Annotated in this window: 19 protein-coding genes and 1 pseudogene; 8 read left to right on the top strand and 12 right to left on the bottom strand. The window is 61.7% G+C overall.

Annotated features, from left to right (window positions below):
* Positions 1 to 141 precede the first annotated feature (141 nt).
* Both J8I87_RS00730 and J8I87_RS00735 read left to right on the top strand, forming a co-directional pair.
* Positions 142 to 603, top strand: coding sequence for a YsnF/AvaK domain-containing protein (locus J8I87_RS00730; protein WP_209929528.1), 462 nt, complete (start codon positions 142 to 144; stop codon positions 601 to 603).
* Between the two features lie 91 nt (positions 604 to 694).
* The gene (locus J8I87_RS00735) at positions 695 to 1,576 is read left to right on the top strand and encodes a YsnF/AvaK domain-containing protein (protein ID WP_209929529.1); all 882 of its coding nucleotides are present in this window, start codon (positions 695 to 697) and stop codon (positions 1,574 to 1,576) included.
* Between the two features lie 337 nt (positions 1,577 to 1,913).
* On the opposite strand, the gene J8I87_RS00740 is transcribed toward J8I87_RS00735, so the two are convergent.
* Together J8I87_RS00740 and J8I87_RS00745 are read right to left on the bottom strand one after the other, a co-directional pair.
* Positions 1,914 to 3,662: an HAD hydrolase family protein gene (locus J8I87_RS00740; RefSeq protein WP_209929530.1), complete on the bottom strand. Its 1,749-nt coding sequence runs from the start codon at positions 3,660 to 3,662 to the stop codon at positions 1,914 to 1,916.
* Between the two features lie 11 nt (positions 3,663 to 3,673).
* Positions 3,674 to 4,039, bottom strand: coding sequence for a glycosyltransferase (locus tag J8I87_RS00745; protein ID WP_245253613.1), 366 nt, complete (start codon positions 4,037 to 4,039; stop codon positions 3,674 to 3,676).
* A 154-nt stretch (positions 4,040 to 4,193) separates the two neighbouring features.
* Between J8I87_RS00745 and J8I87_RS00750 the strand changes: the two genes are divergently transcribed.
* Positions 4,194 to 5,231: a glycosyltransferase family 4 protein gene (locus tag J8I87_RS00750; protein ID WP_209929532.1), complete on the top strand. Its 1,038-nt coding sequence runs from the start codon at positions 4,194 to 4,196 to the stop codon at positions 5,229 to 5,231.
* A gap of 208 nt (positions 5,232 to 5,439) precedes the next feature.
* On the opposite strand, the gene J8I87_RS00755 is transcribed toward J8I87_RS00750, so the two are convergent.
* Genes J8I87_RS00755 through J8I87_RS00765 form a run of 3 tightly spaced genes read right to left on the bottom strand, consistent with a single transcriptional unit; the run spans position 5,440 to position 7,327 of the window.
* Positions 5,440 to 5,745, bottom strand: coding sequence for a hypothetical protein (locus J8I87_RS00755; protein WP_209929533.1), 306 nt, complete (start codon positions 5,743 to 5,745; stop codon positions 5,440 to 5,442).
* Positions 5,745 to 6,107 carry a hypothetical protein gene (locus tag J8I87_RS00760; RefSeq protein WP_209929534.1) on the bottom strand — a complete coding sequence of 121 codons (363 nt, stop codon included), beginning with the start codon at positions 6,105 to 6,107 and terminating at the stop codon, positions 5,745 to 5,747. Before J8I87_RS00760 ends, J8I87_RS00755 begins: the two co-directional genes overlap by 1 nt.
* Complete coding sequence (locus tag J8I87_RS00765; protein ID WP_209929535.1) at positions 6,107 to 7,327, bottom strand: NRAMP family divalent metal transporter; 1,221 nt, start codon at positions 7,325 to 7,327, stop codon at positions 6,107 to 6,109. Before J8I87_RS00765 ends, J8I87_RS00760 begins: the two co-directional genes overlap by 1 nt.
* A gap of 1,000 nt (positions 7,328 to 8,327) precedes the next feature.
* On the opposite strand from J8I87_RS00765, the gene J8I87_RS00770 reads away from it, so the two are divergent.
* On the top strand, positions 8,328 to 8,876 hold the full coding sequence (locus J8I87_RS00770; protein ID WP_209929536.1) for a DUF4142 domain-containing protein: 549 nt from the start codon (positions 8,328 to 8,330) through the stop codon (positions 8,874 to 8,876).
* A 476-nt stretch (positions 8,877 to 9,352) separates the two neighbouring features.
* On the opposite strand, the pseudogene J8I87_RS00775 reads toward J8I87_RS00770, so the two are convergent.
* Positions 9,353 to 9,632 (bottom strand): annotated as a pseudogene (locus J8I87_RS00775) (alpha-amylase family glycosyl hydrolase); the annotation flags it as partial.
* A gap of 46 nt (positions 9,633 to 9,678) precedes the next feature.
* Between J8I87_RS00775 and J8I87_RS00780 the strand changes: the two are divergent.
* Positions 9,679 to 11,343 carry an alpha-amylase family protein gene (locus J8I87_RS00780; protein ID WP_209929537.1) on the top strand — a complete coding sequence of 555 codons (1,665 nt, stop codon included), beginning with the start codon at positions 9,679 to 9,681 and terminating at the stop codon, positions 11,341 to 11,343.
* 29 nt (positions 11,344 to 11,372) lie between these two features.
* Positions 11,373 to 11,642, top strand: coding sequence for a phasin family protein (locus J8I87_RS00785; RefSeq protein ID WP_313063655.1), 270 nt, complete (start codon positions 11,373 to 11,375; stop codon positions 11,640 to 11,642).
* Here J8I87_RS00785 and nadE read toward each other — a convergent pair.
* From nadE to J8I87_RS00810, 5 genes are all read right to left on the bottom strand, one after another.
* On the bottom strand, positions 11,560 to 12,402 hold the full coding sequence (nadE, locus tag J8I87_RS00790) for an ammonia-dependent NAD(+) synthetase (protein ID WP_209929538.1): 843 nt from the start codon (positions 12,400 to 12,402) through the stop codon (positions 11,560 to 11,562). The two genes, J8I87_RS00785 and nadE, sit on opposite strands and share 83 nt — an antisense overlap.
* Before the next feature lie 109 nt (positions 12,403 to 12,511).
* Positions 12,512 to 13,015, bottom strand: a complete 504-nt coding sequence (locus J8I87_RS00795; RefSeq protein WP_209929539.1) for a CinA family protein — start codon at positions 13,013 to 13,015, stop codon at positions 12,512 to 12,514.
* A 112-nt stretch (positions 13,016 to 13,127) separates the two neighbouring features.
* A complete protein-coding gene (locus J8I87_RS00800) occupies positions 13,128 to 13,607 on the bottom strand; it encodes a DUF3597 domain-containing protein (protein ID WP_209929540.1) in 480 nt (159 codons plus the stop codon).
* Between the two features lie 293 nt (positions 13,608 to 13,900).
* The gene (gene cydB / locus J8I87_RS00805) at positions 13,901 to 14,929 is read right to left on the bottom strand and encodes a cytochrome d ubiquinol oxidase subunit II (protein WP_209929541.1); all 1,029 of its coding nucleotides are present in this window, start codon (positions 14,927 to 14,929) and stop codon (positions 13,901 to 13,903) included.
* Positions 14,926 to 16,329: a cytochrome ubiquinol oxidase subunit I gene (locus tag J8I87_RS00810; RefSeq protein ID WP_209929542.1), complete on the bottom strand. Its 1,404-nt coding sequence runs from the start codon at positions 16,327 to 16,329 to the stop codon at positions 14,926 to 14,928. The genes cydB and J8I87_RS00810 overlap by 4 nt, the downstream gene beginning before the upstream one ends.
* Before the next feature lie 192 nt (positions 16,330 to 16,521).
* Between J8I87_RS00810 and J8I87_RS00815 the strand changes: the two genes are divergently transcribed.
* Both J8I87_RS00815 and J8I87_RS00820 read left to right on the top strand, forming a co-directional pair.
* Complete coding sequence (locus tag J8I87_RS00815; protein ID WP_209929543.1) at positions 16,522 to 18,801, top strand: FdhF/YdeP family oxidoreductase; 2,280 nt, start codon at positions 16,522 to 16,524, stop codon at positions 18,799 to 18,801.
* Between the two features lie 143 nt (positions 18,802 to 18,944).
* Complete coding sequence (locus tag J8I87_RS00820) at positions 18,945 to 19,490, top strand: hemerythrin domain-containing protein (protein WP_209929699.1); 546 nt, start codon at positions 18,945 to 18,947, stop codon at positions 19,488 to 19,490.
* 35 nt (positions 19,491 to 19,525) lie between these two features.
* On the opposite strand, the gene ligD is transcribed toward J8I87_RS00820, so the two are convergent.
* A complete protein-coding gene (ligD, locus tag J8I87_RS00825) occupies positions 19,526 to 21,481 on the bottom strand; it encodes a DNA ligase D (RefSeq protein WP_209929544.1) in 1,956 nt (651 codons plus the stop codon).
* Positions 21,482 to 21,513 lie beyond the last annotated feature (32 nt).

Raw genomic sequence — 21,513 nt, forward strand, 5'->3', positions numbered from 1 at the left:
CTCAGGCGCTGCATAGGTATCTGCGCAGCAGGAAGCGCACAGACGTTTCTTGAGCCCGGCCTGGAGCGCTTTCTGCTCATGCGATCTTGCCCGCCAGCCATGACGCGAGCGGGAGACGCCCGTTCGACCAAGGAGACGCCGATGGATCCGGATCGCAAGCCAACAGAATCATCGCCGACCGCGCCTGCCCCGGCATCGCCCGAAGCGCCCGAAGCGCGTGTCGTCGCGGTACAGGAACGTCTTGCTGTCGACACGCACACAGCGGAGACAGGCGCTGTGCGCATACGCAAGCTCGTCAGCGAAGAAGTGCACAGTGTGCCCGTGCGGCTTTGCAGCCAAAGCGTCGAAGTGCGGCGGGTGCCTGTCAATCAACCTGTCGAGCAGCAGTCGGAACCGCGATGGGAAGGCGATACCCTCATCATCCCGGTTTATGAATACGTGCCCGTCGTAACGACGAAGCTCATTCTCAAAGAAGAAGTGCACGTGACGACACGGGCGACAGAAACCGACAGCGTGCACGAAGTACAACTAAAGTCGGAAAAGATCGTCGTGGAAAGACGCGATGGCGCCGACGGACCGTGGCGCCCCGACGCTGAAGATTGACAGTGTCTTGCCAGGTACAGCCATTGCGCATACGTAATCCCGATTCCTGACACGGCCAGCGGGGGCCGTCAAACAAGTGGGAGATGCTGCAATGAATCAGACGATCATCGGTGTATTCGACACGCTAGCGCAGGCAGAGAACGCGGCGAGCCGCCTTGAAGCCGAAGGCGTACCGCGCGCTGACATCAGCCTTCACCGTTCCGACGACAGCGACAGTACCTATGGCGCGGCAGGCGAGCCGGCCGTCAGCGATAACGCGGTCACACGCAGTGCCTCGACTAGCAGCACCGGCGAGCCGCACGAAGGCGCGATGGCGCGCATCGAGCACTTCTTCAAGCGGCTCTTTGGCGACGACGATCGGCCCGAGGAGGTGGGCCATTACCAGGAGGCCGTCCGGCGCGGCGGCGTACTGCTAGCGGTCGACGTCGCGGACGACACATCCGTGGAGCGCGTGAGAGCTACGTTGTCGAGCGCCGGCGCGATCGACATCGACTCGCGCGTCGCTCAATGGAGAACCTCTGGCTACGCAGGGTATGACAGCACGGCGCCCGCCTACACGGCCGATCAGGTCGAAGCCGAGCGAAAGGCTTTCCCTGTTGTCGAGGAGACGCTGGATGTTGGCAAGCGTGAAGTGTCGACGGGCGGCGTGCGGGTGTATTCGCGCGTCAAGGAAACACCCGTGAGCGAATCAGTGAGCCTGCGGGAAGAGAATGCAACGATCGAACGTCGCGCCGTCGATCGCCCGGCAACCGCTGCGGACCTGACCGAGAGCTCAGTCGAAATCCGCGAAACCGCGGAACAGCCTGTAGTCGCCAAGACCGCGCGCGTAGTCGAGGAGGTGGTCGTCGGCAAAGAAGCTAAGACGCGTGAAGAAACGATCAACGACACCGTCCGGGGAACGCAGGTAGAGGTGGAACGAGTTGAAGGAACGCAAACACCAGATACGCCCAATCCTGCAAAGAAGGGTAGCTAGCGTTGCTGGGCGCGCTTCGGATCGGTGCTCCTTGACAGAAGTCCGCCCACGCATGCAACGTCGATACGGACCGTGATTCGCGATTCATCGCACCGCGGTGCTTCGGGGGCCGAGCGCCGCGAGCTGGTCCCGTCGATCTGAAGCGCCGTATATTTTTCTTCCGGGGGCAGATTCTTCATCCGTGATATTGGACGCCAGTTCAACTGCAAAGTCCTCGATCACAAGTTAGGCAATCAATTCATCATTCTCTACCAAGAAAGATCGCATGGCTTCGTGTCTCCTGCGTTGCCAATATTCGCGAGCACCGTTAAAGGGGTGAGCGCCAGCGGTGATGACGCTAGTGGTCCGGTCTCGGCAGGGTTGGGTTTTCCGGCTGGGTATAGCGCCGGTTGACCTCACCTAACACGCGCTTGCGGCTCTCGGCGGGCGACAGCGCCGTGTCCTGTTCGATTGCCCTTGTGCTGTTTGCGAGTTCGACGTCACCGATCACGCTTTCGAACCATTTCGAGTAGTCGCCGCGCTGAAGGTGATAACGCCATGTCGCTTCATCGACGCCTTCGGCCAGTTCGACGAACAGCACAAGGTTGTGCGCGCGCAGATTGAGTTGCCCGCCCGGTCCGCGGAAATAGAAGCTGCGCTCAGGAATCAGCAGGCCTTCGGCATACTTCCTGACATGGCGACGATGCGCGCTGCGTCCGCGCTCGATCGTCACCAGGAAAGGGTCCTCTTTAGCCGGCTCCCAGAACAGTGCTTGCCCGCACCGGGCGCCAGCCACCGGCGCAACCGGTTGCGCGATGCCGGCAGACGACGCAAAAGATCTGAGCCTGTCAGCCGCATCGTCGCCCATCGCGAGAACGATGTTGATCTGTTTCAACAGCGCGGGCGAAAGCTGTTCGGGATGCACAGTGACGACGAGCGTCGATTCGAGCGCCTGCGGCACGGCCGCGCCCGCGGATGCCCAGGTTGCCGGAAAGAGATGATGCGCCTCGTCGAAGACCAGCCAGTGAGGCCGTGCTGTTCGCGCGCGCAGCGCCTGAAGTCTCAGAAGCAGCTCGGCACAATACTGCGGACGTTCGCCGGGCGGCACGCGCATCATGTTAATGGCGACCTGAGGCTGCCGCGCTCGTTCGAGCAGTTGCAGCACCTCTTCCTCGGCAGGCATGGTCTGCGCGTTGCCCACTACCGTCAGACGGTCGTTGTTGATGTAATCGCCCTCCGGATCGAAGATGCAAAGCTGGTACCCGGCATCGGTCAGCCTTTCCAGCAACGCTTCGGCCGCCGTCGACTTTCCCGATCCCGACGCGCCCACCAGCAGCATGGTGCTGCCAGCGGTATCGACCGTGACGGCTGGTGACTCCGCCGACTCGCCACGCTTGCCGACGGTCAACCTGCATTTGGCGAGCGACGACGTATGGCCGCGCAGATCGTCGGCAATCAGCGCATCGATCAGGGTGGCGACGCCCTCGCCGTTCGGACGCGACGTGACCAGATCCGCCTGCTTTTTCAGCGCGGGCAGCGCGTTTTGCACGGCGACGGCCAAACCGCATGCGCGAATCAACGCATGGTCGTTTTCTGCGTCGCCCACGCCGACGACATTCAGCGGCGACAGCCGCAGTGCGTCGAGTGCCGCCATCAGTCCCGACGCTTTCGTGATGCCCGGCTGAAGGACCATGACGGCGTCACCGTTGAACACGACATGCAGTTCGAGACCCAGATCGCGGATTGTCTCGAGTGCAACCTGTTCGTTTGGCTTCAACATCGCGACGAGCGTTTGACTGACGCTGAAGTGCTTCAGTCCCCGCGCGCGCAATGCGTCAATAAAATCCTTCGGCGGCGTGTCCGCAAGCAGCCGCCTTTCGCCTGTCGCGGGATCGAAGAGTACGCCGCCATTTTCCGCGACGACGCGAGCGAACATGTCAAGGCGCGGGCAGACCGTCATCAGATCGTCAAGTTCGCGCCCCGTGACGAGAATCAGATAGCGCCCCGACCCGCGCAGCCTTTCGAGCGCCGCCCACGTGGAATCCGCTACGCGACCGTCACGCGCGACCGTGTTGTCATAGTCCGTTGCCAAGGCCAGATAACGCATGACGCCTCCCTTCAATGCGCGCGAAAGGCGTGCGCCTCGCGGATCAGTTTTGCGTAAGCCGTCAGATACTCGTCGGCGATACGGGACACTGCGAGCCGCTTTTCCAATGCGGCGCAGCAGCGGGCCCCGTCGATCCCGTCGATCTTCGTGACTGCTTCGACGGCTTCATCGATCGTTTCCACGATGAAGCCCGTTACGCCGTCATCAATGATTTCGGGCACCGGGCCGCGTCCGAACGCGATCACGCGCGTGCCGCGCGCCAGCGCTTCAATCAGCACGAGGCCGAACGGCTCAGGCCAGTCAACCGGGAACAGCAGCGCGCGTGCTTGCCCGACAAAATCGTTCTTGTGCCGGTCATCCAGCTGGGCGGTGCGCATGACTGTATTCCCGGAAGTTACCGTCAAGTGCAGCCAGCATCTGTTGTTCCACAGGCCGCGCCTCATCGTTTCATCACTGTGCGAATGAGTCCGCTCGCGAGCGGAACGCAAATTGCGCTGCGACAACAACCACCATGACAGTTGAAGAGGCGCAATGCGCATAGCCCAGATCGCGCCGCTATACGAATGCGTTCCGCCTGACGCTTACGGCGCAACTGAGCGCATCGTGCACTATGTGACGGAAGAACTCGTGCAACGCGGGCACGATGTCACGCTGTTCGCAAGCGGCGATTCGCGCACGTCCGCTGCGTTGATCGCCGGGTGCGACCGGGCGCTGTGGCGGGATCCCTCCGCGTGGGATACGTCGTGCCATCACATCCGTCAACTTGAACAGGTCGCGCGGCATGCACGCGCCTTTGATGTGTTGCACTTTCACGGCGAGCCCATCCACTTGCCCGTGATGCACCGCCTTCGGTGCAACTACGTCACGACGATGCATGCGCTGATGCTGCCTCACGACCACGGTCCCCTTTTGCGCGAGTTCGCCGGGGCGCCGCTCGTGTCTATTTCCGAGAGCCAGCGAAAGCCAATACCGTGGGCCAACTGGGTCAGGACCATTCACCACGGCATTCCGGCCGATGCACTGCCATTCGACGCTTCACCGCACGACCATCTGCTGTTCCTCGGCAGGCTCATGCCAGGCAAGCGACCCGATCTCGCCGTTGAAATTGCGCGTCGGGCACGCATGCAACTGAAGATCGCCGGCGTGGTCCACCCCGGCGAGCGAGAATACTTCCGCAACAACCTCACACCGTTGCTGCAGCAAAACGCGACGTTTGTCGAGTTTCTTGGAGAGACGGGCGGACAGGCGCGCAGCAGGCTGCTTTCCCGGGCGCGGGCTCTATTACTTCCCATCGAATGGGAGGAGCCCTTTGGCTTGGTCGCGATCGAAGCAATGGCGTGCGGCACGCCTGTCATTGCGTTCCGGCGGGGCGCGATGACGGAAATCATCGAAGACGGCGTGAGCGGCTGGCTCGTCGATGATCTGGATGGTGCAGTTGCCGCTGTTGATCGGATCGGCGCGATCGATCGTCATGATTGCCGCCGCGCGTTCGAATCACGCTTCACTGCTTCGCGGATGGTAGACGAATATGTGCAGCTCTATTCGGAACTTTGCGCGGCACCGGAATGATAGAAGAACGCCGCAGTTGCGGCTTGCCAGACACCTTTGAAGAATCGCCGCCCCGCCCGTGACTGCGATCGAGTTGCCGTTCCTGTTGGGTACAACCGGTGCGCAAGGCCCGTGCCGCCGCTGCGAGGATGCGCCCGGTGCAGAAGCCGATCGACGCGGCGCGAAACCTCGTGGCCCTAACCCGTTTGACCCGAGCGTCGGTGATGACCTAGGTATCCAGGTCGTGTGCTTCGCACACCAGCCGCGGATTGCGCGCATCCGTCAGATCGATCCGGTGCCACGCGATCCGATAGCTGCGTGAGTGACGCCAGTGGAACAGCACGTCACGCAGCAGTCGCGGCAGCACCACCACGGCCAGGCGCTCAAGCAATGCATCCGGGCCGATGTGAAATTCGCTGATCACCCACTCGTCACCGTCGCGTATGACCTGGATCGTCTCGATGCGTCCGACGGTCTTGCCGTCACGCGACACCACGCGCCGGCCGAGCAGAAGATCGACATTGAACTGCGTCATCACCGCGCCCCTGGAATGCGTCCGACGATGTGCTCGCGCAGCCAGCACTGCCAATCGTCAAGCGGTGTGTCGACCACGTCGATATCTACCTTGATGTCGACATCGATGCGGCGGACCCGATGCCAAGGAATTCGGTATGGCTCGGCGTATCGTGGACCGCCAATTTTCGCGGCGAGCCGCGCAATCCAGCGCCCGGTGCGCTCGCCGATGCGTCGCGCCATCGCTACGGAGCCGATCTCGATTGCCATCACAACCGGCGGCCGGCCGGGGCGAAGCTCCGCGACAATACCGTCGACCCGCCCCATCTTCGCGCCGCGCCGGTCCACCACCTGCTTGTCGAGTACGTCGCGTACCAGGTCCATCAACTGCCTCCCAGTATCTGTAGCGGCACCGTGACAACAGCCAGCACGAAGCCGAGCCCGATGATGGCGATGACCACCGCATTCGAAAGCGCGCCGTTGCGGTGATTTCCGACATAGCTCTCGTCGTTCATCAGCACGAGGAACGGAGCGACGGTCACGGGCAGGCTCAACGCGGTCAGCGCCATCGAGAACACGGTCAGCTTGAGCGGGTCGACGCCCGCGGCGACCGGAATCGCGCTGATCGCCAGCGCGCATGTGTACACGAGGCAGAATCCCGGATCGTCGCGCGGCCTGCGATTTTCGCCCCAGTTCCAGCCGAAGCCCTGCGCCACGAAGTACGCCTGCTCCAGCGCGATCTCCAGCGTCGCGCCGAAGCATGCGAAGCCAAGCGATGCGATGAACAGCACGAAGCCCCATGAGCCAAAGACCGTGACAAGCATCAGCGGCAGTTGCCGGTAATCGTCGACACGCGCGATGCCGTGGGCGGGAAACACACACGCCGCCGCGATCAGCACGGCGAGCGAAATGCCGCCGCCAAACGCCATGCCCAGGCCCGCGATCGCGCGGTTCGCGCCAAGGTAGCCCTGGTCCCAGCGATCTTCGACCGCGCCTGACGAATAGAAGAGAAACAGAGACGGCGTGACCGACGCGCCCAGGATGCTGACCACGATGAACCAGTAGTTGGCGGGATCATGGTGCGGCACGTTGGGCAGCAGGCCTGCTGCCACCCGATGCCAATCGGGCCCGAGCATCACCGCTGCGGCGACGAAGCTCAGCGTGACGAGGCCGAGCAGCGATACGCCCTTTTCGATAAGTCCGAAAGTGCCGCGCCACAGAGTGAACCACGCGAGCAGCGCGACGGGCAGCGCCCACCATGGGTGCTTCAGCCCGGTAGCCATTTCGAGCGCGACGCTAACGCCGCCGATTTCCGTCGACAGCACGAGCGTGTTGACGATGAGCATCGAGATCAAAGGCAGCAGAAAGAAACGGATGCCAAACCGGTCGCGGATGCCGTCGGCGATCGTATGCTGACTGACCGCGGCGAAGCGTCCCGCCATCTCGGTCAGAAAGATGATGCACAGCGTGCCAACGAGAATCGGCCAGCCGAGCTGGAAGCGAAACGCAGCGCCGCCCTGCGCAGCTGTTGCCAGCGAGCCCATTTCCAGAAACCCGCCCACGCCGGTTACGACGCCGAGGGAGATCTCGAGCAGCTTTTTCATCCCGTTCGGCTCCTACAGCGAGAATCTTCGCGAAGCATTGTCTGTTCCCAACCGCAGACGGAGCCGGTCGCTCGCCACGTACAGACGCGTGTGATCCGGACTAGCCCTGGAGATATAACTAGCGCGGGTGCCGTCATGCCGGACTTCTCCTTTTCGATTGAATGAGGCGAGGGGGCGTTTCCTCGGAAGTCCGGCAGATGCACTCGTGGGTGAGTTCAGCGTTGGACAGCGAATGCTGGCCCGCCGGTCTCACAATCTGGCGACCTAACCGACAGTTGCCCCTGGTTCTGATTGCGCTTGCCACGGCAGAACGTCCGCCGATGCGGCTCGGCCTGATTTTTTTATCCGCGTATCGCCGTCGATGCCGCGTCTTCGGTTAGGCGCAGGTACAGCGGATGCGGATCATCTGGCAACGATCGAGTCGGGGCGGGAAGGGTTTCGTCGGGCCGGGCAGGCAATCGAGATGGCCTGGCCTTTTTTGTATGCTGTGGTTTGCAACGCGTCACGTTTGCATTGTGAGCAGGCAGTTCCACGGTTCACGCCAGATGGACTATTTGCTTGTGAAAAGCACGGCCGCTTCTGTCGTTGACCACTGTCATTCACTTGTCGCCGCCGGATGTAGCGCGACTCGCACGTAGTGCCCGCGTCTTGCTGGTCCCATGTGTGTAGCGCCCGGTCGATCTCGTTCGGTTCCAGCCATCACTCTCATGTTTCACGCTCCGCGCTGCACGGCTAGTGGAGTGACCGGCGTATCGGGCGAGCGCCGATTCAGATGTCTTGCGCGTAGCCTGCTCAAAGTACGCCTCCATTTTTCATGACTCAATCTGCGCGCGGGGCAAGAAACTTTGCAGCATCCGGCTCTTAGCCACGTCAAACGGGCAGCGCTTGTAGACCGAGCGCACTGGCGGCCCGGTCCTGCGCGGCTCAGTACTTGCTCACCTACGTCGAAGCCTGGCTCACACCGGGCGGACGATTCCATGCATGACTCTCGGAGAACGCCATGAGACCCGGACACACGCTTATTTTCGCCACTATCTGTGCAGGCGCACTTGTTGTTTCGCCGCTTGCCGCTGCGCAGACGCAAGCCGCATCGACGACCGCTGCCAATCCGCTCGCACAGGCCGACAGGGACTTCGTGCAGGCCGCGTCAATGTCATCGTCCACCGAAATCGACGCGGCGAAACTTGCGACGCACAATTCCGACGACAAGGATGTTGAATCTTTCGCGCATCACATGATGCTCGATCACACCAAGCTGACTGTGCAGCTCAAAATGGCCGCGCCTCACGGCGTCACGGTGCCCAAGGACAACTCCGACACGGCAGTACTCGATTCACTGAAAGGATTAAAGGGCAAGGCGTTCGATCAGGCGTACATCGCGAAGGTCGGTGTCGAGGGCCACAAACAGGCCGTCGCAGCTTTCCAAAAGGAGATTGCCGACGGCCAGGATGCCAGCCTGAAGAAAGCGGCGCAAGATGCGTTGCCGACGATCCAGCACCACTACCAGATGGCACAGGATCTCGCCGCCAAAAAAGGGGTGTCCCAGTAGTAGTTGACGGCGGAAAACGAAGCGAAAGCCTCGGCGCCGTTCCCGTGTTGAGGCGGGTGGACTGCATCGACACCTGCGATGCGGTCTGTCCGGCACCTCCTTCGCCAGTCCGCAGCAGATACATATCCATCGTGCGCAACACGCCCTCTGTATTCGACGACGCAGCATTTTGCATCACCATTGTCGTCCTGACGTGCGCCCGCGCTGAATAGCTGTCCGGCACGCTTCTGCGCCTTTGCATGCTGCCCGAGCATCCGCCAATCGTCGTCGCCGACAATGCGTCGATGGACGAAACGGTACGATCGTGACCACACGGATTTTTAGCACGCCACAGCCGCATGAGTCTTTCGCCGGGGCCGGCAGGGCAAGCGACATCGATGGGGCGCGGGCGTCGCGGACGCCGCAGTCGCGCGGCGCCTTTTACAATGCAGATGTAATTTGGGGTACGCCACAGCGCTTCCGACGGTTCCCATTGTGAGGCGGAGGTGATGGGCGTGGATCACCAATTGCTCGAACTCCGGCAGGCTGCCGAACATTGGGTCGATGTCACAGTAGTCCGCCACATCGTAGTCAAAACCGGCCATGGGAGATGGATAGATCGGAGAAATCCAAGCGTCGGCGCCAGGCGCGCAAACGTATTCGAGCCGTGCATCAATGCCGACCAGATCGCCGATGCCATCGCCACTGCTGTCCTGAAACGAGCGGAGGGTAGATCTGATAGATCCCACCGCGTTGCCACCACGTCAGCCCGGGCATTTCAATTCCTCTTCATAGTGGACCGCCTGGCGCATGTGCGGATCATATGCTCAACGACCTTTGGTACAAGAACGCCGTCATCTACTGCCTGTCGGTAGGCACCTTCATGGACGCCAATGGCGACGGCGTAGGTGACTTCAAGGGACTCATGCGTCGGCTCGACTACCTTCAAGGTCTCGGCATGACGGCGATCTGGCTGATGCCCATTCAACCTTCGCCCGGGCGTGACAATGGTTATGACATTTCCGACTACTACAACGTCGATCCGAAATACGGCACGCTCGGCGACTTCGCCGAATTTACCCACGCCTGTGCCGAGCGCGGCCTGCGCGTGATCATCGACCTCGTGATCAACCACACCTCCGATCAGCACCCGTGGTTCAAGGAAGCACGCAGTGATCCCGATTCGAAATATCGCGACTGGTATGTCTGGGCAGATAAGAAGCCGCCGGACGCAAAAAGAGGCGTGGTATTTCCCGGCGTGCAGAAATCGACATGGAGTTTCGACAAATGTGCAAAGCGCTGGTACTTCCATCGCTTCTACGACTTTCAGCCGGATCTCAACACGTCCAATCCTCATGTGCAGGCCGAGCTGCTGAAGATCATGGGTTTCTGGATCCAGCTCGGGGTTTCCGGATTCCGCATGGACGCCGTGCCCTTCGTGATTGCGACAAAAGGCCCGAAGGTGCGTCAGCCTGTCGAGCAATACGGTATGTTGCGAACATTTCGCGAGTTTCTGCAGTGGCGCGAAGGCGACGCGATCATTCTCGCGGAAGCCAATGTGTCGCCTGACACCGACCTGGAGTACTTTGGTGATGAAGGTGAGCGCCTGCCCATGATGTTCAACTTTCAGGTCAATCAGAACACGTTCTACACGCTCGCAACGGGCGATATCAAACCGTTGAAACACGCGTTGCTCGCGACGAAGCCACGACCGTCGAGCGCACAATGGGGTGTGTTCCTGCGTAATCACGACGAGCTCGATCTGGGTCGCCTCACACCCGAACAACGCACAGCCGTGTTCACAGCGTTCGCCCCCGAGCCGAACATGCAGCTTTATGAGCGCGGGATTCGACGCAGGCTTGCACCGATGCTGATGGGCGACAGGCGCCGTCTGGAACTTGCCTACAGCCTGATGCTCACTTTGCCCGGTACACCCGTGTTCCGTTACGGCGATGAGATCGGGATGGGCGACGACCTGCGCCGCCCCGAGCGCGCGTGCGCGCGCACTCCGATGCAATGGTCGGTAGAGCCGCAGGGCGGCTTCACCAAGCATGCAAAGCCGCCCACACCCGTCATATCCGGCGGGGCATATGGTTTTGAGCGAATCAATGTGGCCCAGCAGCGGCGCGACCCGAATTCGCTTCTGAACTGGATGGAGCGGATGATCCGCATGCGCAAGGAAGTCCCCGAGATCAGCTGGGGGGACTTCGAAGTGCTACGCACATCACGAAGCGATGTGCTTGCGTTGTGTTATCACTGGCGCAACAACTCGGTGCTGTTTTTACATAACTTCGGCGCCGAGGCTTGCACCGCGAAGTTTCGTTCGAACAGCGATCAACCGATTGACTGCCGCCTGATCAATCTTCTTTCGGATGACCACAGCGAGCCTGGCACCGACGGTCGACATGCGGTGGTGCTCGAACCTTATGGCTATCGGTGGTATCGGGTGGGCGGTCTTGATTACCTTCTGACGCGTTCCGAGATATAGAAAGGTCTCGCAATTTATCTTCCAGATTCATTCGCGCACCACAGCAGCTGTTCGCATTGCACGCAAAGCGCTCGCAAGCCGCCATGGAAGCAGCGCGGTCGTACTGGCGACAGGTGTACAACATCGTCGTCAGCGCCAGAGCGGAACTGACTGCAGGCATTGAGGCGGATTTGCCTTTCGGCCCGCCCCATGGAAAGCAGCGACACGTTGGCTTGTTCAGTCCGGCGTCACAGGCAATGCGCGCTTGTGACGCGTCGCCATGTAGAAGCGCCGGATCGTGGTCAAGACCTCGTCGCTGACGGATTTGCCTTCGAGGAAATCGTCGATCTCGTCATAGCCGATCCCGTAGCTGTCTTCGTCGGGTCGTTGCGGCGTCAGCGTTTCAAGGTCGGCAGTCGGCACTTTCATCACCAGATGATCGGGCGCGCCTAGCGCTCGCGCCAACTCCCGCACCCGTCGTTTCGTCAACCCGGCGAGCGGGAGAATATCCGCGGCACCGTCTCCGAACTTGGTGAAAAAGCCCATCAGAGACTCGGCTGCATGGTCCGTTCCGATCACGACGCCTGCTCTCGCACCCGCGATTGCGTACTGCGCGATCATCCTCTGCCGCGCCTTGATGTTGCCGAGCACGAAGTCTTCATGGAAGTCGTCGGTGTACTGCGCCCCCGCGCGCTTGAGCGCGGACAGCATCGCATCGGACGGTTCTTTCACATTGACCGTCAACACCTCATCCGGGCGGATGAAGTCCAGCGCGTGCTGCGCATCCGCTTCGTCGCGTTGCTCGCCGTACGGCAGGCGCACGGCGAGAAAATGCGCTTCATAGCCTTTCGCGCGCAGCCGCTCCACACTGAGTTGCGCGAGCCGCCCCGCCGTCGACGAATCAACGCCTCCGCTGATGCCGAGGACGTATGTGCGCAGCCCGTTCGAATACAGGTAACCGCTGAGGAACTCGACGCGCCGTTCGCGTTCGGCGTTTGCGTCGAAATGCACAGGCACGCATAGCTCGTGGATCACCTGCTCCTGCCAGTCGCGCTGGAATGCTGACACATCGACAGTCATGTTCGATCTCCGTATCGGTAATGCGCTCTGCACCGCGGCGTTACCGCGGCGAGAGCACACACTGCTGCCCGAAACGTCCGGGCCGCCGGTCGTGCAAACGTGTCCGGGATCATCGGCGGGCTCCGAGGGCATTGAAATAGTGCTCGACGCGAGACAATGCGTAGCGCGCGGCTTGACGCCTGATCTCGTTACGGCTGCCCGAAAACTGGCGGGTCTCGGTGAAAGTAGCGATGCCCCCATCGCGCAGCCGGTAGGCCCATGCGAAACATTGCGTACCGGGAGGCGGTCCGCTCGAGGACACACCATCGGCAACACCCGTATTGGACACGGCAACGTCAGCGCAAACGGCGCCCTGCTGCAGGGCCCCTTCCGCCATCTCACGTGCAACGGGTTCGCTCGTCAGGCCATGAGCCTGCATCGTTGCATGCTGCACGCCGAGAAAGCCCGCCTTGCCCGACGGCGAGTACGTGACAAACCCAACGTCCAGACATGCTCCGCTGCCCGGAACCTCAGCCAGACACGATGCGATCAGCCCGGCCGTACATGATTCGGCCGTGACCAGTTTCAGGCCGCGCGAGCCGAGAAATGACACTACCTGCCTCGCCACATTCATCGCTTCCTCCTTTCGACTCTACGCAGCACGGCGGGCGCGCTTCGATCCCACCGGTCATCGCCCCCGGCTTCGGGTAATACCCCGCGCGAGCGCGGGTCGGCCCCGATGTGGTTCAGTTCTTGAGATCGTCGGGCACCTTGCCGCCGTTCTCGGCGAGCTTCTGAATCACCTGCTTGTGCAGCCAGATGTTCATCGCTGCTGAATCGTCCGTGCTGCCGCTATAGTGAAGCTCCGACGCGAGTTCCTTGCGCGCAGCCAGGCTGCTGTCCAGGCCGAGCAACTTCAGCAGGTCGACGATGGACGTTCGCCAGTTGAGCTGCTCGCCATGATTGGCCTGCATCCGGGTAAGCACGGCCTCAACGTCGACTTCCTGCCGGGGCGCGGCAGGCTGTACCGCAGGCTGAGCTGGTATCGAAGCTGCCGTGGAGGTGGTCGCGCCCGCGCCGCTGCTCGCGGTTGCAGGCGGCGTGCCCGCAGGCGATGCCTGTTGCCCGGCAGGCGCGGTAGTCGCCCCCGGTGCCTGCGATGCGGCCGCTGCGCCACTCGCGTGGTGGCCAAATATCGTGTTCATGATGTTGCCGAAGATGCTCATGACGCCCTCCTGTTTGTGAGAGCAACGCGTTCCGCAAGCGCCGTGCCGCCGACTATCTGTCGCGTGCTATCGCGCCTGTCCATCGGCTAAGAATCTCTGCTGGCACAATCATCCGCCAGGCCAGCCGCGGCATAACTGATGCTCACCGATGGGCCGCCACCGATAGGCCGCTCCCTGGGCCGCGCCTTTAAGCACGCATGTGGCGAATCGCTCCGTGGTCGAGCGACGTCGTTGGCTGGACCACGTTCCGCAGAACTGCAATGAAAATGGTTACGGCAGGAGTCGACGCGAACCTACTTGTGTCCTCGGCCGGCTGAGGTCACCTTGCCCCGAAAGACCCAGAAAGCGAAGGTGCTGTAAATGAGCACGGCGGGCACGAGTACCGACGATCCGCCAAGCACGAACGCCTGCGTATGCGGCGGAGAACTGCCTTGCGCGATGGTGATCGATGGCGGCAACACAAACGGAAATATCGTGTAGAGCACGCACAGCAGTGCAAAGACGAACCAGAAGAGCGCGAACACGAGCGGTGCGAACGCCCGCCGTCTGGCAACGGCGTAGACGAAGCCCGTGGCCAATAAAGCAAAGACGAATACCGCGACGGGCAATGCCATACCTCCGAAGTCATCTTTCCACCGATGCGCGTAGCCGTCGTTCAGATGCAGCGTCCATACGGAAACGGTCGCGGTGCAAGCCGCCGTCGCAATTCCGAGCATCAGGCTCGCCCGTCTCGCATGCTGCTGCAGGATGCCTTCGGTGCGCCAGATCAGCCAGCTTGCACCCAGCCACGCATACCCGAGCGCTAATGCGACGCCGCAAAAGAGCGTAAATGCCCCGAGCCAGTCCCAAGGTCCGCCCTGGTATGTGGCTCGGACCGTGCGAATGCCCTGCACGAGCGAACCGACGAGAACGCCCTGGCAGAATGCGGCGATCGTGGACCCTGTCTGCATGACCGCGTCCCAACGCGACTTCGCACGCGCCGTCGCTTCGCCTCGAAATTCGATCGCGACGCCGCGCAGAATCAGAGCGAACAGCATCGCGAAGATCACAGGGTACATGGCAGTGAGCAGCGCACTGTAGACGGGCGGAAACATCGCAATGAGCCCGCCGCCGCCAAGCACGATCCACGTTTCGTTGCCGTCCCAGACGGGCAAGATCGTCTCGACCATGACCTCCCGATGCGCCGGATTCCGCTCGCTGACAAACAGCACGCCTACGCCAAGGTCGGTGCCGTCCAGCAGCACGTACATGAGCACCGCGAACGCAAGCGTTCCCGCGGCCGCGAGCGACAGCCAGTCGGTGTGGGCGAGCGCGTTCGTCATTTGCCTGCCCCGTGCGCCGGAGCTGTCTCTGCGCGCGGCCGGATATGCTGAACGAGCGACGGATGGGGTCCCTGCTCGCCTTCCTTCGGCGGCCGCGCCAGCAGACGAGTGAGGTAGTAAAGCCCGATGCCGAACATCACGACATAGAGCGCAACCGTCGCACCCAGCGACCACGCGACGGTCTGCCAGCCGATTTGCGGCGAGATGCTTTGCGAGGTGGGCAGCGTGCCGTACACGGTCCATGGCTGACGTCCGACCTCGGTTACGGTCCACCCTGCGAGCATCGCGACAAAGCCTGCGGGGCTCATCGCTACCATCGCACGATGAAGCCATGTCGCGTCGTACAGGCGGCGTTTCAATCTCAGCACGAGCCCCGCGATGCCCGCCGCAATCATCAGCAACCCAAGCCCGACCATCGCGCGAAACGCGAAGAACACGGTCGGGACGGGCGGAATATCGGACGGTGGAAACTCTTTCAGGCCACGTATCGTGCCTGACAGATTGTGGCGCAGGTAGAGCGACGCGACGCGCGGAATTGACACCTCGTAGTGGTTGCGGCGCTCGCGCATGTCCGGAACGGCGAAGAGCACCATCGGTTCGCCGCTTCCCGGCGCTCGAGCCTCCCAATCGCCTTCCATCGCGGCGACTTTCTGCGGCTGATGCTCGAGCGTGTTTTCGCCGTGTTTATCGCCGGCCAGCAGTTGCAGCGGTGCTGCGAACAATGCCATCCATAGCGACATCGACAGCATGGTGCGCGCGCCGTGTGCATGGCGATCTCGCAGCAGATGCCATGCGCCTACCCCGCCGACGAAGAACGCCGTAGCGAGAAATGCCGCGAGCGTCATATGCACGAGGCGGTATGGGAACGAGGGATTGAATACGATCGCCCACCAGTCGACCGGGAGAAAGCGTCCGTCTGCGCCCATCTGGTAGCCCGCGGGCGTGTGCATCCACGAATTCGCCGAGAGAATCCAGAAGGCGCTGAGTATCGACCCGATTGCCACGAGGATGGTGGCGCCGAAGTGCAGTTTCCGCCCCACCTTCTTCATGCCGAACAGCATGACGCCGAGAAAGCCGCTATCGAGAAAAAACGCGACCACGATCTCGTACATCATCATCGGTCCGATGATCGGGCCGGTGCGCACCGCGAACGCTGCCCAGTTCGTGCCGAACTGATATTCCATCACGATGCCCGACACAGCGCCGACCGCGAAGGTCAGCGCAAACGGTTTCAACCAGTAGTTGTAGACGTCGATGTAGACTTGCCGCCCCGTCCGCAGCCACAGCGCTTCGAGCACCATCAGGTAATTGGCGAGGCCGATCGAAAACGCCGCCAGCACGATATGCAGCCCTATGGTGAATCCGAATTGCGATCGCGCCAGATCAATGCCTGTTTCCATTGGCCGCTCCATCGTATGACGGGCCACCGCGGCCGTCCTGCTGCCTGATGCCAGCAAGCGCCAGCAAGCCGCATTCCGGTTTTTCGCCGCCGGGCAACGCCGGGCCGCTCGCGCTTGCCGCCGCACGTCAACGGTCAGGAATGGAGATTGCTCGTTATGTCACATCGTGCTATTTCTCCGGAGCTTCTCGCCATGGGCAACGTTAACAAGAGCCGGTCGTATCCGTTTGCGTCCGGCGGATGGGGTTCGTTGAAGTCGGTAGCGACAATCTTGAGGCAGGAAAAAGTCGCGATCAAGGACAGCACAATCCTGCTCAAGCAGAACAAGCCGGACGGGTTCATGTGCGTGAGCTGTTCGTGGGCGAAGCCGGCCGATCCTCACACGTTCGAGTTCTGCGAAAGCGGAGCGAAAGCGACCGCATGGGATACGACGGCAAAGCGCATGACGCCGGAGTTCTTTGAACTCAACACCGTGACATCGTTGCTCAACTGGCACGATCATGACCTGGAGGAAGCGGGCAGACTCACTGCCCCAATGAAATACGACGCGGGTACTGACACATATGTCGAAGTCAGCTGGGAAGACGCGTTTCGCGAGATCGGCCGGGAACTGAACGCGCTCGACCCGGAGAGCGTCGTCTTTTATACGTCGGGGCGGGCGTCGCTCGAAACGTCGTACATGTATCAGCTTTTCGTGCGAATGTATGGCTGCAACAATCTGCCCGATAGCTCGAACATGTGCCATGAAAGCACCAGCGTGGGTTTGAAGGAAGCGATCGGCGTAGGTGTCGGCACGATCACACTCGATGACTTCGAGAAAACCGACCTGATGTTTTTCTTCGGACAGAATGTCGGCACGAATAGTCCGCGCATGCTTCACCAGTTGCAGGATGCGCGCAAGCGCGGCGTTCCCATCATCACCTTCAATCCGCTGCGCGAGCCCGGTCTCGTTTCCTTCGCAAATCCGCAGTCGCCCGCGCAGATGTTGACGCCCGCCGAGACGCAGATCAGCACGCAATATCATCAGGTCAAGACGGGCGGCGACACGGCCGCGATCCTCGGCCTCTGCAAGGCCGTCATCGAAGCCGATGATCGGGCAAAAGCGCAGGGCTTGCCCCGTGTAGTCGATGTGGCATTCATCGACGAACACACGACCGGCTTCGACGAGTTCGCTGCCTACGCACGGGCGGCGGACTGGAGCGAGATCGAGCGTGTCAGCGGCCTGACGCGCGCTGCGTTGCTCGACGCGGCCGGCGAATATATGCGCGCCAACGCGGTGATGGCGCACTATGGGATGGGTTTGACGCAGCACCGGCTGGGTGTGCAGAACATACGTATGCTCACCAACCTGTTATTGCTGCGCGGGAACATCGGCAAGCCGGGCGCGGGCCCCTCGCCTGTGCGCGGGCACTCGAACGTGCAAGGCCAGCGTACCGTGGGCATCACCGAGAATCCGGAGCTCGCCCCGCTCGATCAGCTCGCAAAGCAGTTCTCGTTCGAGCCGCCAACGAAGAAAGGGCTGAACACCGTTGAAGCATTTGAAGCCATGGTAAAAGGCGACGTAAAAGCCGTCGTCAATCTGGGCGGCAATCTCGTACGCTCCGTACCGGACCGGCTGCAAACGGAACCTGCATGGGCGCGCCTGCACCTCACCGTCAATGTGGCGACCAAGCTCAATCGCAGTCACCTCGTTCATGGCAAAGTGTCGTATGTTCTTCCGTGCTTGAGCCGGATCGAGATTCACCGTACGCCCCTTGGCGATCAGGCCGTCTCGATGGAAGACAGCACGGGCTGCATGCATGGTTCGAGAGGCGTCGCGGAACCCGCTAGCGAAAAGGCTCGCCCCGAGCCATACATCGTCGCGGGCATCGCGAAAGCGACGCTGGGCGAGCGCTCTACCGTCGACTGGGACGCGTGGCGCGACGACTATTCCGTCGTGCGCGACCAGATTGCGACGACATATCCGGATATTTTCCACGACTTCAATGAACGTATGTGGACGCCGGGAGGATTCCACCGTCCGGTTCCGGCCCGCCATCGGGAGTGGAAAACAAAGTCGGGAAAGGCGGAGTTCCTCACCCCCCGTTCGTTGGGGGAAGACCCCGACATGCCAGAGAAAATGCCGGACGCCCTGCGTCTGATGACGCTACGCAGCGACAGCCAGTTCAACACGACCATCTACAGCCTCGACGACCGCTTTCGGGGCGTGAAGGATACGCGCATGGTCATTCTGATGAATAAGACGGACATCGAGAAGCATCATCTGCAAGAAGGACAGAAGGTGACGCTGCAGACGATCGCCGACGACGGAATCGAACGACGCCTCGAAGGGCTCAGGATCAAGGCGTATGAGATACCGGAGGGTTGTATCGGCGGTTACTACCCGGAATGCAATGTTCTCCTGCCACTATGGCACTACGCCGAGGAAAGCAAGGTGCCGGGTGCGAAGTCGATCCCGGTCAGGATCGTCTAGTGGCTCGCGAGCGAGTGGGCGCGAACGACCTTATTGAGCGCCCGCGGGAACGAAGCATGCTGCCTGAAAACGCGAACGGTCCGTCGCCGCGTCCGCACCATTGAGAGGTCCCTACCGTGCCCTACGTACCCACCATCACGACGATGATTCGTCTCGATCATACCCATGTCGTTGCTGCGTTTCATCGTTACGGTAACGAAACCGCATGGTGGCGCAAGCGCGCGATCGTCACCTCCGTTTGCAGAGCGCTTGAAATTCACGCCCAGTTGGAAGAAGAGATTTTCTACCCCGCCCTCGCGCGCATCGCACCGACTGACGACATCCTGAACAAGAGCCGGCCGGAGCATGACGCGCTGCGCGAGGTCATCGGTAAGCTGCGCGCCATGGGACCCGAAAATGCAGCGTACGACTCGCTGTTCATGAAGTTGATGCGCGACACCATGCACCATGTCGCCGATGAGGAAACCCGGCTCCTGCCTCTCGCGGAACGTGCGCTCGGACCCGAGTTGCGCACGCTGGGCGCAGAGATGACGCGCCGGCGCATGCAACTGCTCGGCGAACATCCCGTCGAGGTCGCGGTGAATACAGCAGGTACGTTCCCTGTCGCGACTGCCCTGCTGGTGACTTTGCTCGCGTGCGGCGTAGCGCGGATTTTCGGCGGCAAGCGTCGCCCCGCACGAATGGCCTGACGGGGGACAACCCGCTGGCGTCATCGAGTCCGTCGCTAACGCTTGATGCGCACCGCGCGCCGCATCGCGGCGGTGATGCCCTGGCGTGTGCGCCAGTAGCCTTCCCACGGGTCGGCGCCGAGCGAGCGTTGCCGTTTGATCGCTTGCGACATCGTCCATTGGTCGCCGCGCTGCACGTCGGACAGTTCGTCCCACGCAACGGGCATCGACACGGCCATCCCCGAGCGCGCTCGGACCGAAAAAGGCGCAACGGTACTTGCCCCCTTGCCGTTGCGCAGATAGTCGATGAAGATCTTGCCGACGCGGTTCCTCGCGCCCAGCACTGCCGAGAACTTCTGCGGGACGACGCGCGCCATATGCTGGGCGACGGCCTGTGAGAACGCCTTGAGTTCGTCCCAGCCTTGACGACGCGTAAGCGGCACGACGATGTGGAATCCTTTGCCGCCGCTCGTCTTCGCGAACGACCGAAGGCCGATTTCATCCAGCACGACCTTCACCAAGGTTGCGGCTTCGAGCATCGCAGCCCACGGCAATGACGGGTCCGGATCGAGGTCGAAGATCACCCGGTCGGGGTGATCGAGGTCGGGCGCCACGGCATTCCATGAATGCAGTTCGACGACGCTCATCTGCGCGAGTCCGACCAGTGCCTCGCGACTGTTCGCGACAAGCAGCGGAGGATGTCCGGGATGAAGTTCGCGCGGCAGTTCCCGAACGCCGGGAATGCGGGCGCGTTCGCTGTGCTTCTGAAAGAACAGCTCCTTCTGGATGCCGTCGGGCGCGCGCACCAATGCGAGCGGCCTGCAATGCAGATGGGGCAGCGCCCACTCGGCGATCTCGTCGTAATACCGCACCATGTCGAGCTTGGTGTGGCCCGTCACTTCGTCCATCACGCGCTGCGGGTTGCTGATCTTCACATCGCCGATGATGACCGTTCCTCGCGAGCCCGGACGAACCCGGGTCGATCCCACATGCTCGAGGTCGGGGTCGTCGATAATTTTCTCTTCGGTGACGGCGCTCGCGGGTTTATCTTCGCGCAACGCATGAAAAACAGGATGGCGCACTTCGCCCGCGGGCGTCCATTCGAGAAACGAGACCTCCGCGATCACATCCGGGCTGAGCCAGTGAAACTCGCGATCGCGCTCCGGTTCTGGCGCGTTATAAAACGAAGGTTTCGGCTGCGCAAGCGACGCGGCGCGCCTCGCAAACGCTGCTGCACGGGCAGGGGGCAGATGCGGCGCGACGTGGCCCGCGTAACGAAGCGAGCCGTCATCTTCATGTACGCCGAGCAGCAGCGAACGAACCCCCGACTTTGCGCCCTTCACGCGCGTGAATCCGCCTACCACGAACTCTTGTCGCAGGTTGCATTTGAGCTTGATCCAGTCGGTCGAACGGCCCGAACGATACGGCGCGTCCGCGCGCTTGCCGATGATGCCTTCGAGCTTCATCTTGCACGCCGACGCGACGAGCGACGCAGGGTCCTGCGCAAAGTCGTCGGAAAATCGCAGCAGCGGGCTATCGACTTCGTCCATCAGCCGCCGGAGCAGCTCTCGGCGGGCTCGCAGCGGCTGTTCCCGAATATCCGCACCGTTGAACCACAGCAGATCGAACACGAACAAAACGATGTTCGCAGTACTGCGCCGATCGAAAGCATTCTGCAGCGCATTGAAATCCGGCTTGCCGGATGAATCGAGCACGACGGCTTCCCCATCGATCCACGCGCTATCGGCCGGGATAGCCTGCAGCGCTTGCGCCAGACGCGGCATGCGGGCCGTCCAGTCATGTCCGTTGCGCGTGAACAGATTGACACGCCGCGCGTCGACGCGCGCCAGCATCCGGTAGCCGTCGAACTTGATCTCATACGACCATTGTCCCGCCGTGGGATGACGCTCCACGAGCGTAGCCAGCTGCGGCTCGATCAGGACGGGCATTTCGCCGGCTGCTGTGGCCCGTGCACGAATCCGCGTTGTGCGGCTCGAATTCCAGCGTCCCATCGCTCCTTCACCTGTCGTCGCATACCCTTATC

This window comes from Paraburkholderia sp. LEh10, from assembly GCF_017814945.1.
Taxonomy (GTDB): Bacteria; Pseudomonadota; Gammaproteobacteria; order Burkholderiales; family Burkholderiaceae; genus Paraburkholderia.

Coding starts and splice junctions, on each gene's coding strand:
- J8I87_RS00815 (WP_209929543.1), top strand. CDS start 16,522: ATGGGCAACGTTAACAAGAGCCGGTCGTATCCGTTTGCGTCCGGCGGA.
- J8I87_RS00770 (WP_209929536.1), top strand. CDS start 8,328: ATGAGACCCGGACACACGCTTATTTTCGCCACTATCTGTGCAGGCGCA.
- J8I87_RS00735 (WP_209929529.1), top strand. CDS start 695: ATGAATCAGACGATCATCGGTGTATTCGACACGCTAGCGCAGGCAGAG.
- J8I87_RS00730 (WP_209929528.1), top strand. CDS start 142: ATGGATCCGGATCGCAAGCCAACAGAATCATCGCCGACCGCGCCTGCC.
- ligD (WP_209929544.1), bottom strand. CDS start 21,481: ATGGGACGCTGGAATTCGAGCCGCACAACGCGGATTCGTGCACGGGCC.
- J8I87_RS00795 (WP_209929539.1), bottom strand. CDS start 13,015: ATGAATGTGGCGAGGCAGGTAGTGTCATTTCTCGGCTCGCGCGGCCTG.
- cydB (WP_209929541.1), bottom strand. CDS start 14,929: ATGACGAACGCGCTCGCCCACACCGACTGGCTGTCGCTCGCGGCCGCG.
- J8I87_RS00800 (WP_209929540.1), bottom strand. CDS start 13,607: ATGAGCATCTTCGGCAACATCATGAACACGATATTTGGCCACCACGCG.
- J8I87_RS00780 (WP_209929537.1), top strand. CDS start 9,679: ATGCTCAACGACCTTTGGTACAAGAACGCCGTCATCTACTGCCTGTCG.
- J8I87_RS00745 (WP_245253613.1), bottom strand. CDS start 4,039: ATGCGCACCGCCCAGCTGGATGACCGGCACAAGAACGATTTTGTCGGG.
- J8I87_RS00740 (WP_209929530.1), bottom strand. CDS start 3,662: ATGCGTTATCTGGCCTTGGCAACGGACTATGACAACACGGTCGCGCGT.
- J8I87_RS00755 (WP_209929533.1), bottom strand. CDS start 5,745: ATGACGCAGTTCAATGTCGATCTTCTGCTCGGCCGGCGCGTGGTGTCG.
- nadE (WP_209929538.1), bottom strand. CDS start 12,402: ATGACTGTCGATGTGTCAGCATTCCAGCGCGACTGGCAGGAGCAGGTG.
- J8I87_RS00760 (WP_209929534.1), bottom strand. CDS start 6,107: ATGGACCTGGTACGCGACGTACTCGACAAGCAGGTGGTGGACCGGCGC.
- J8I87_RS00820 (WP_209929699.1), top strand. CDS start 18,945: ATGATTCGTCTCGATCATACCCATGTCGTTGCTGCGTTTCATCGTTAC.
- J8I87_RS00765 (WP_209929535.1), bottom strand. CDS start 7,327: ATGAAAAAGCTGCTCGAGATCTCCCTCGGCGTCGTAACCGGCGTGGGC.
- J8I87_RS00750 (WP_209929532.1), top strand. CDS start 4,194: ATGCGCATAGCCCAGATCGCGCCGCTATACGAATGCGTTCCGCCTGAC.
- J8I87_RS00810 (WP_209929542.1), bottom strand. CDS start 16,329: ATGGAAACAGGCATTGATCTGGCGCGATCGCAATTCGGATTCACCATA.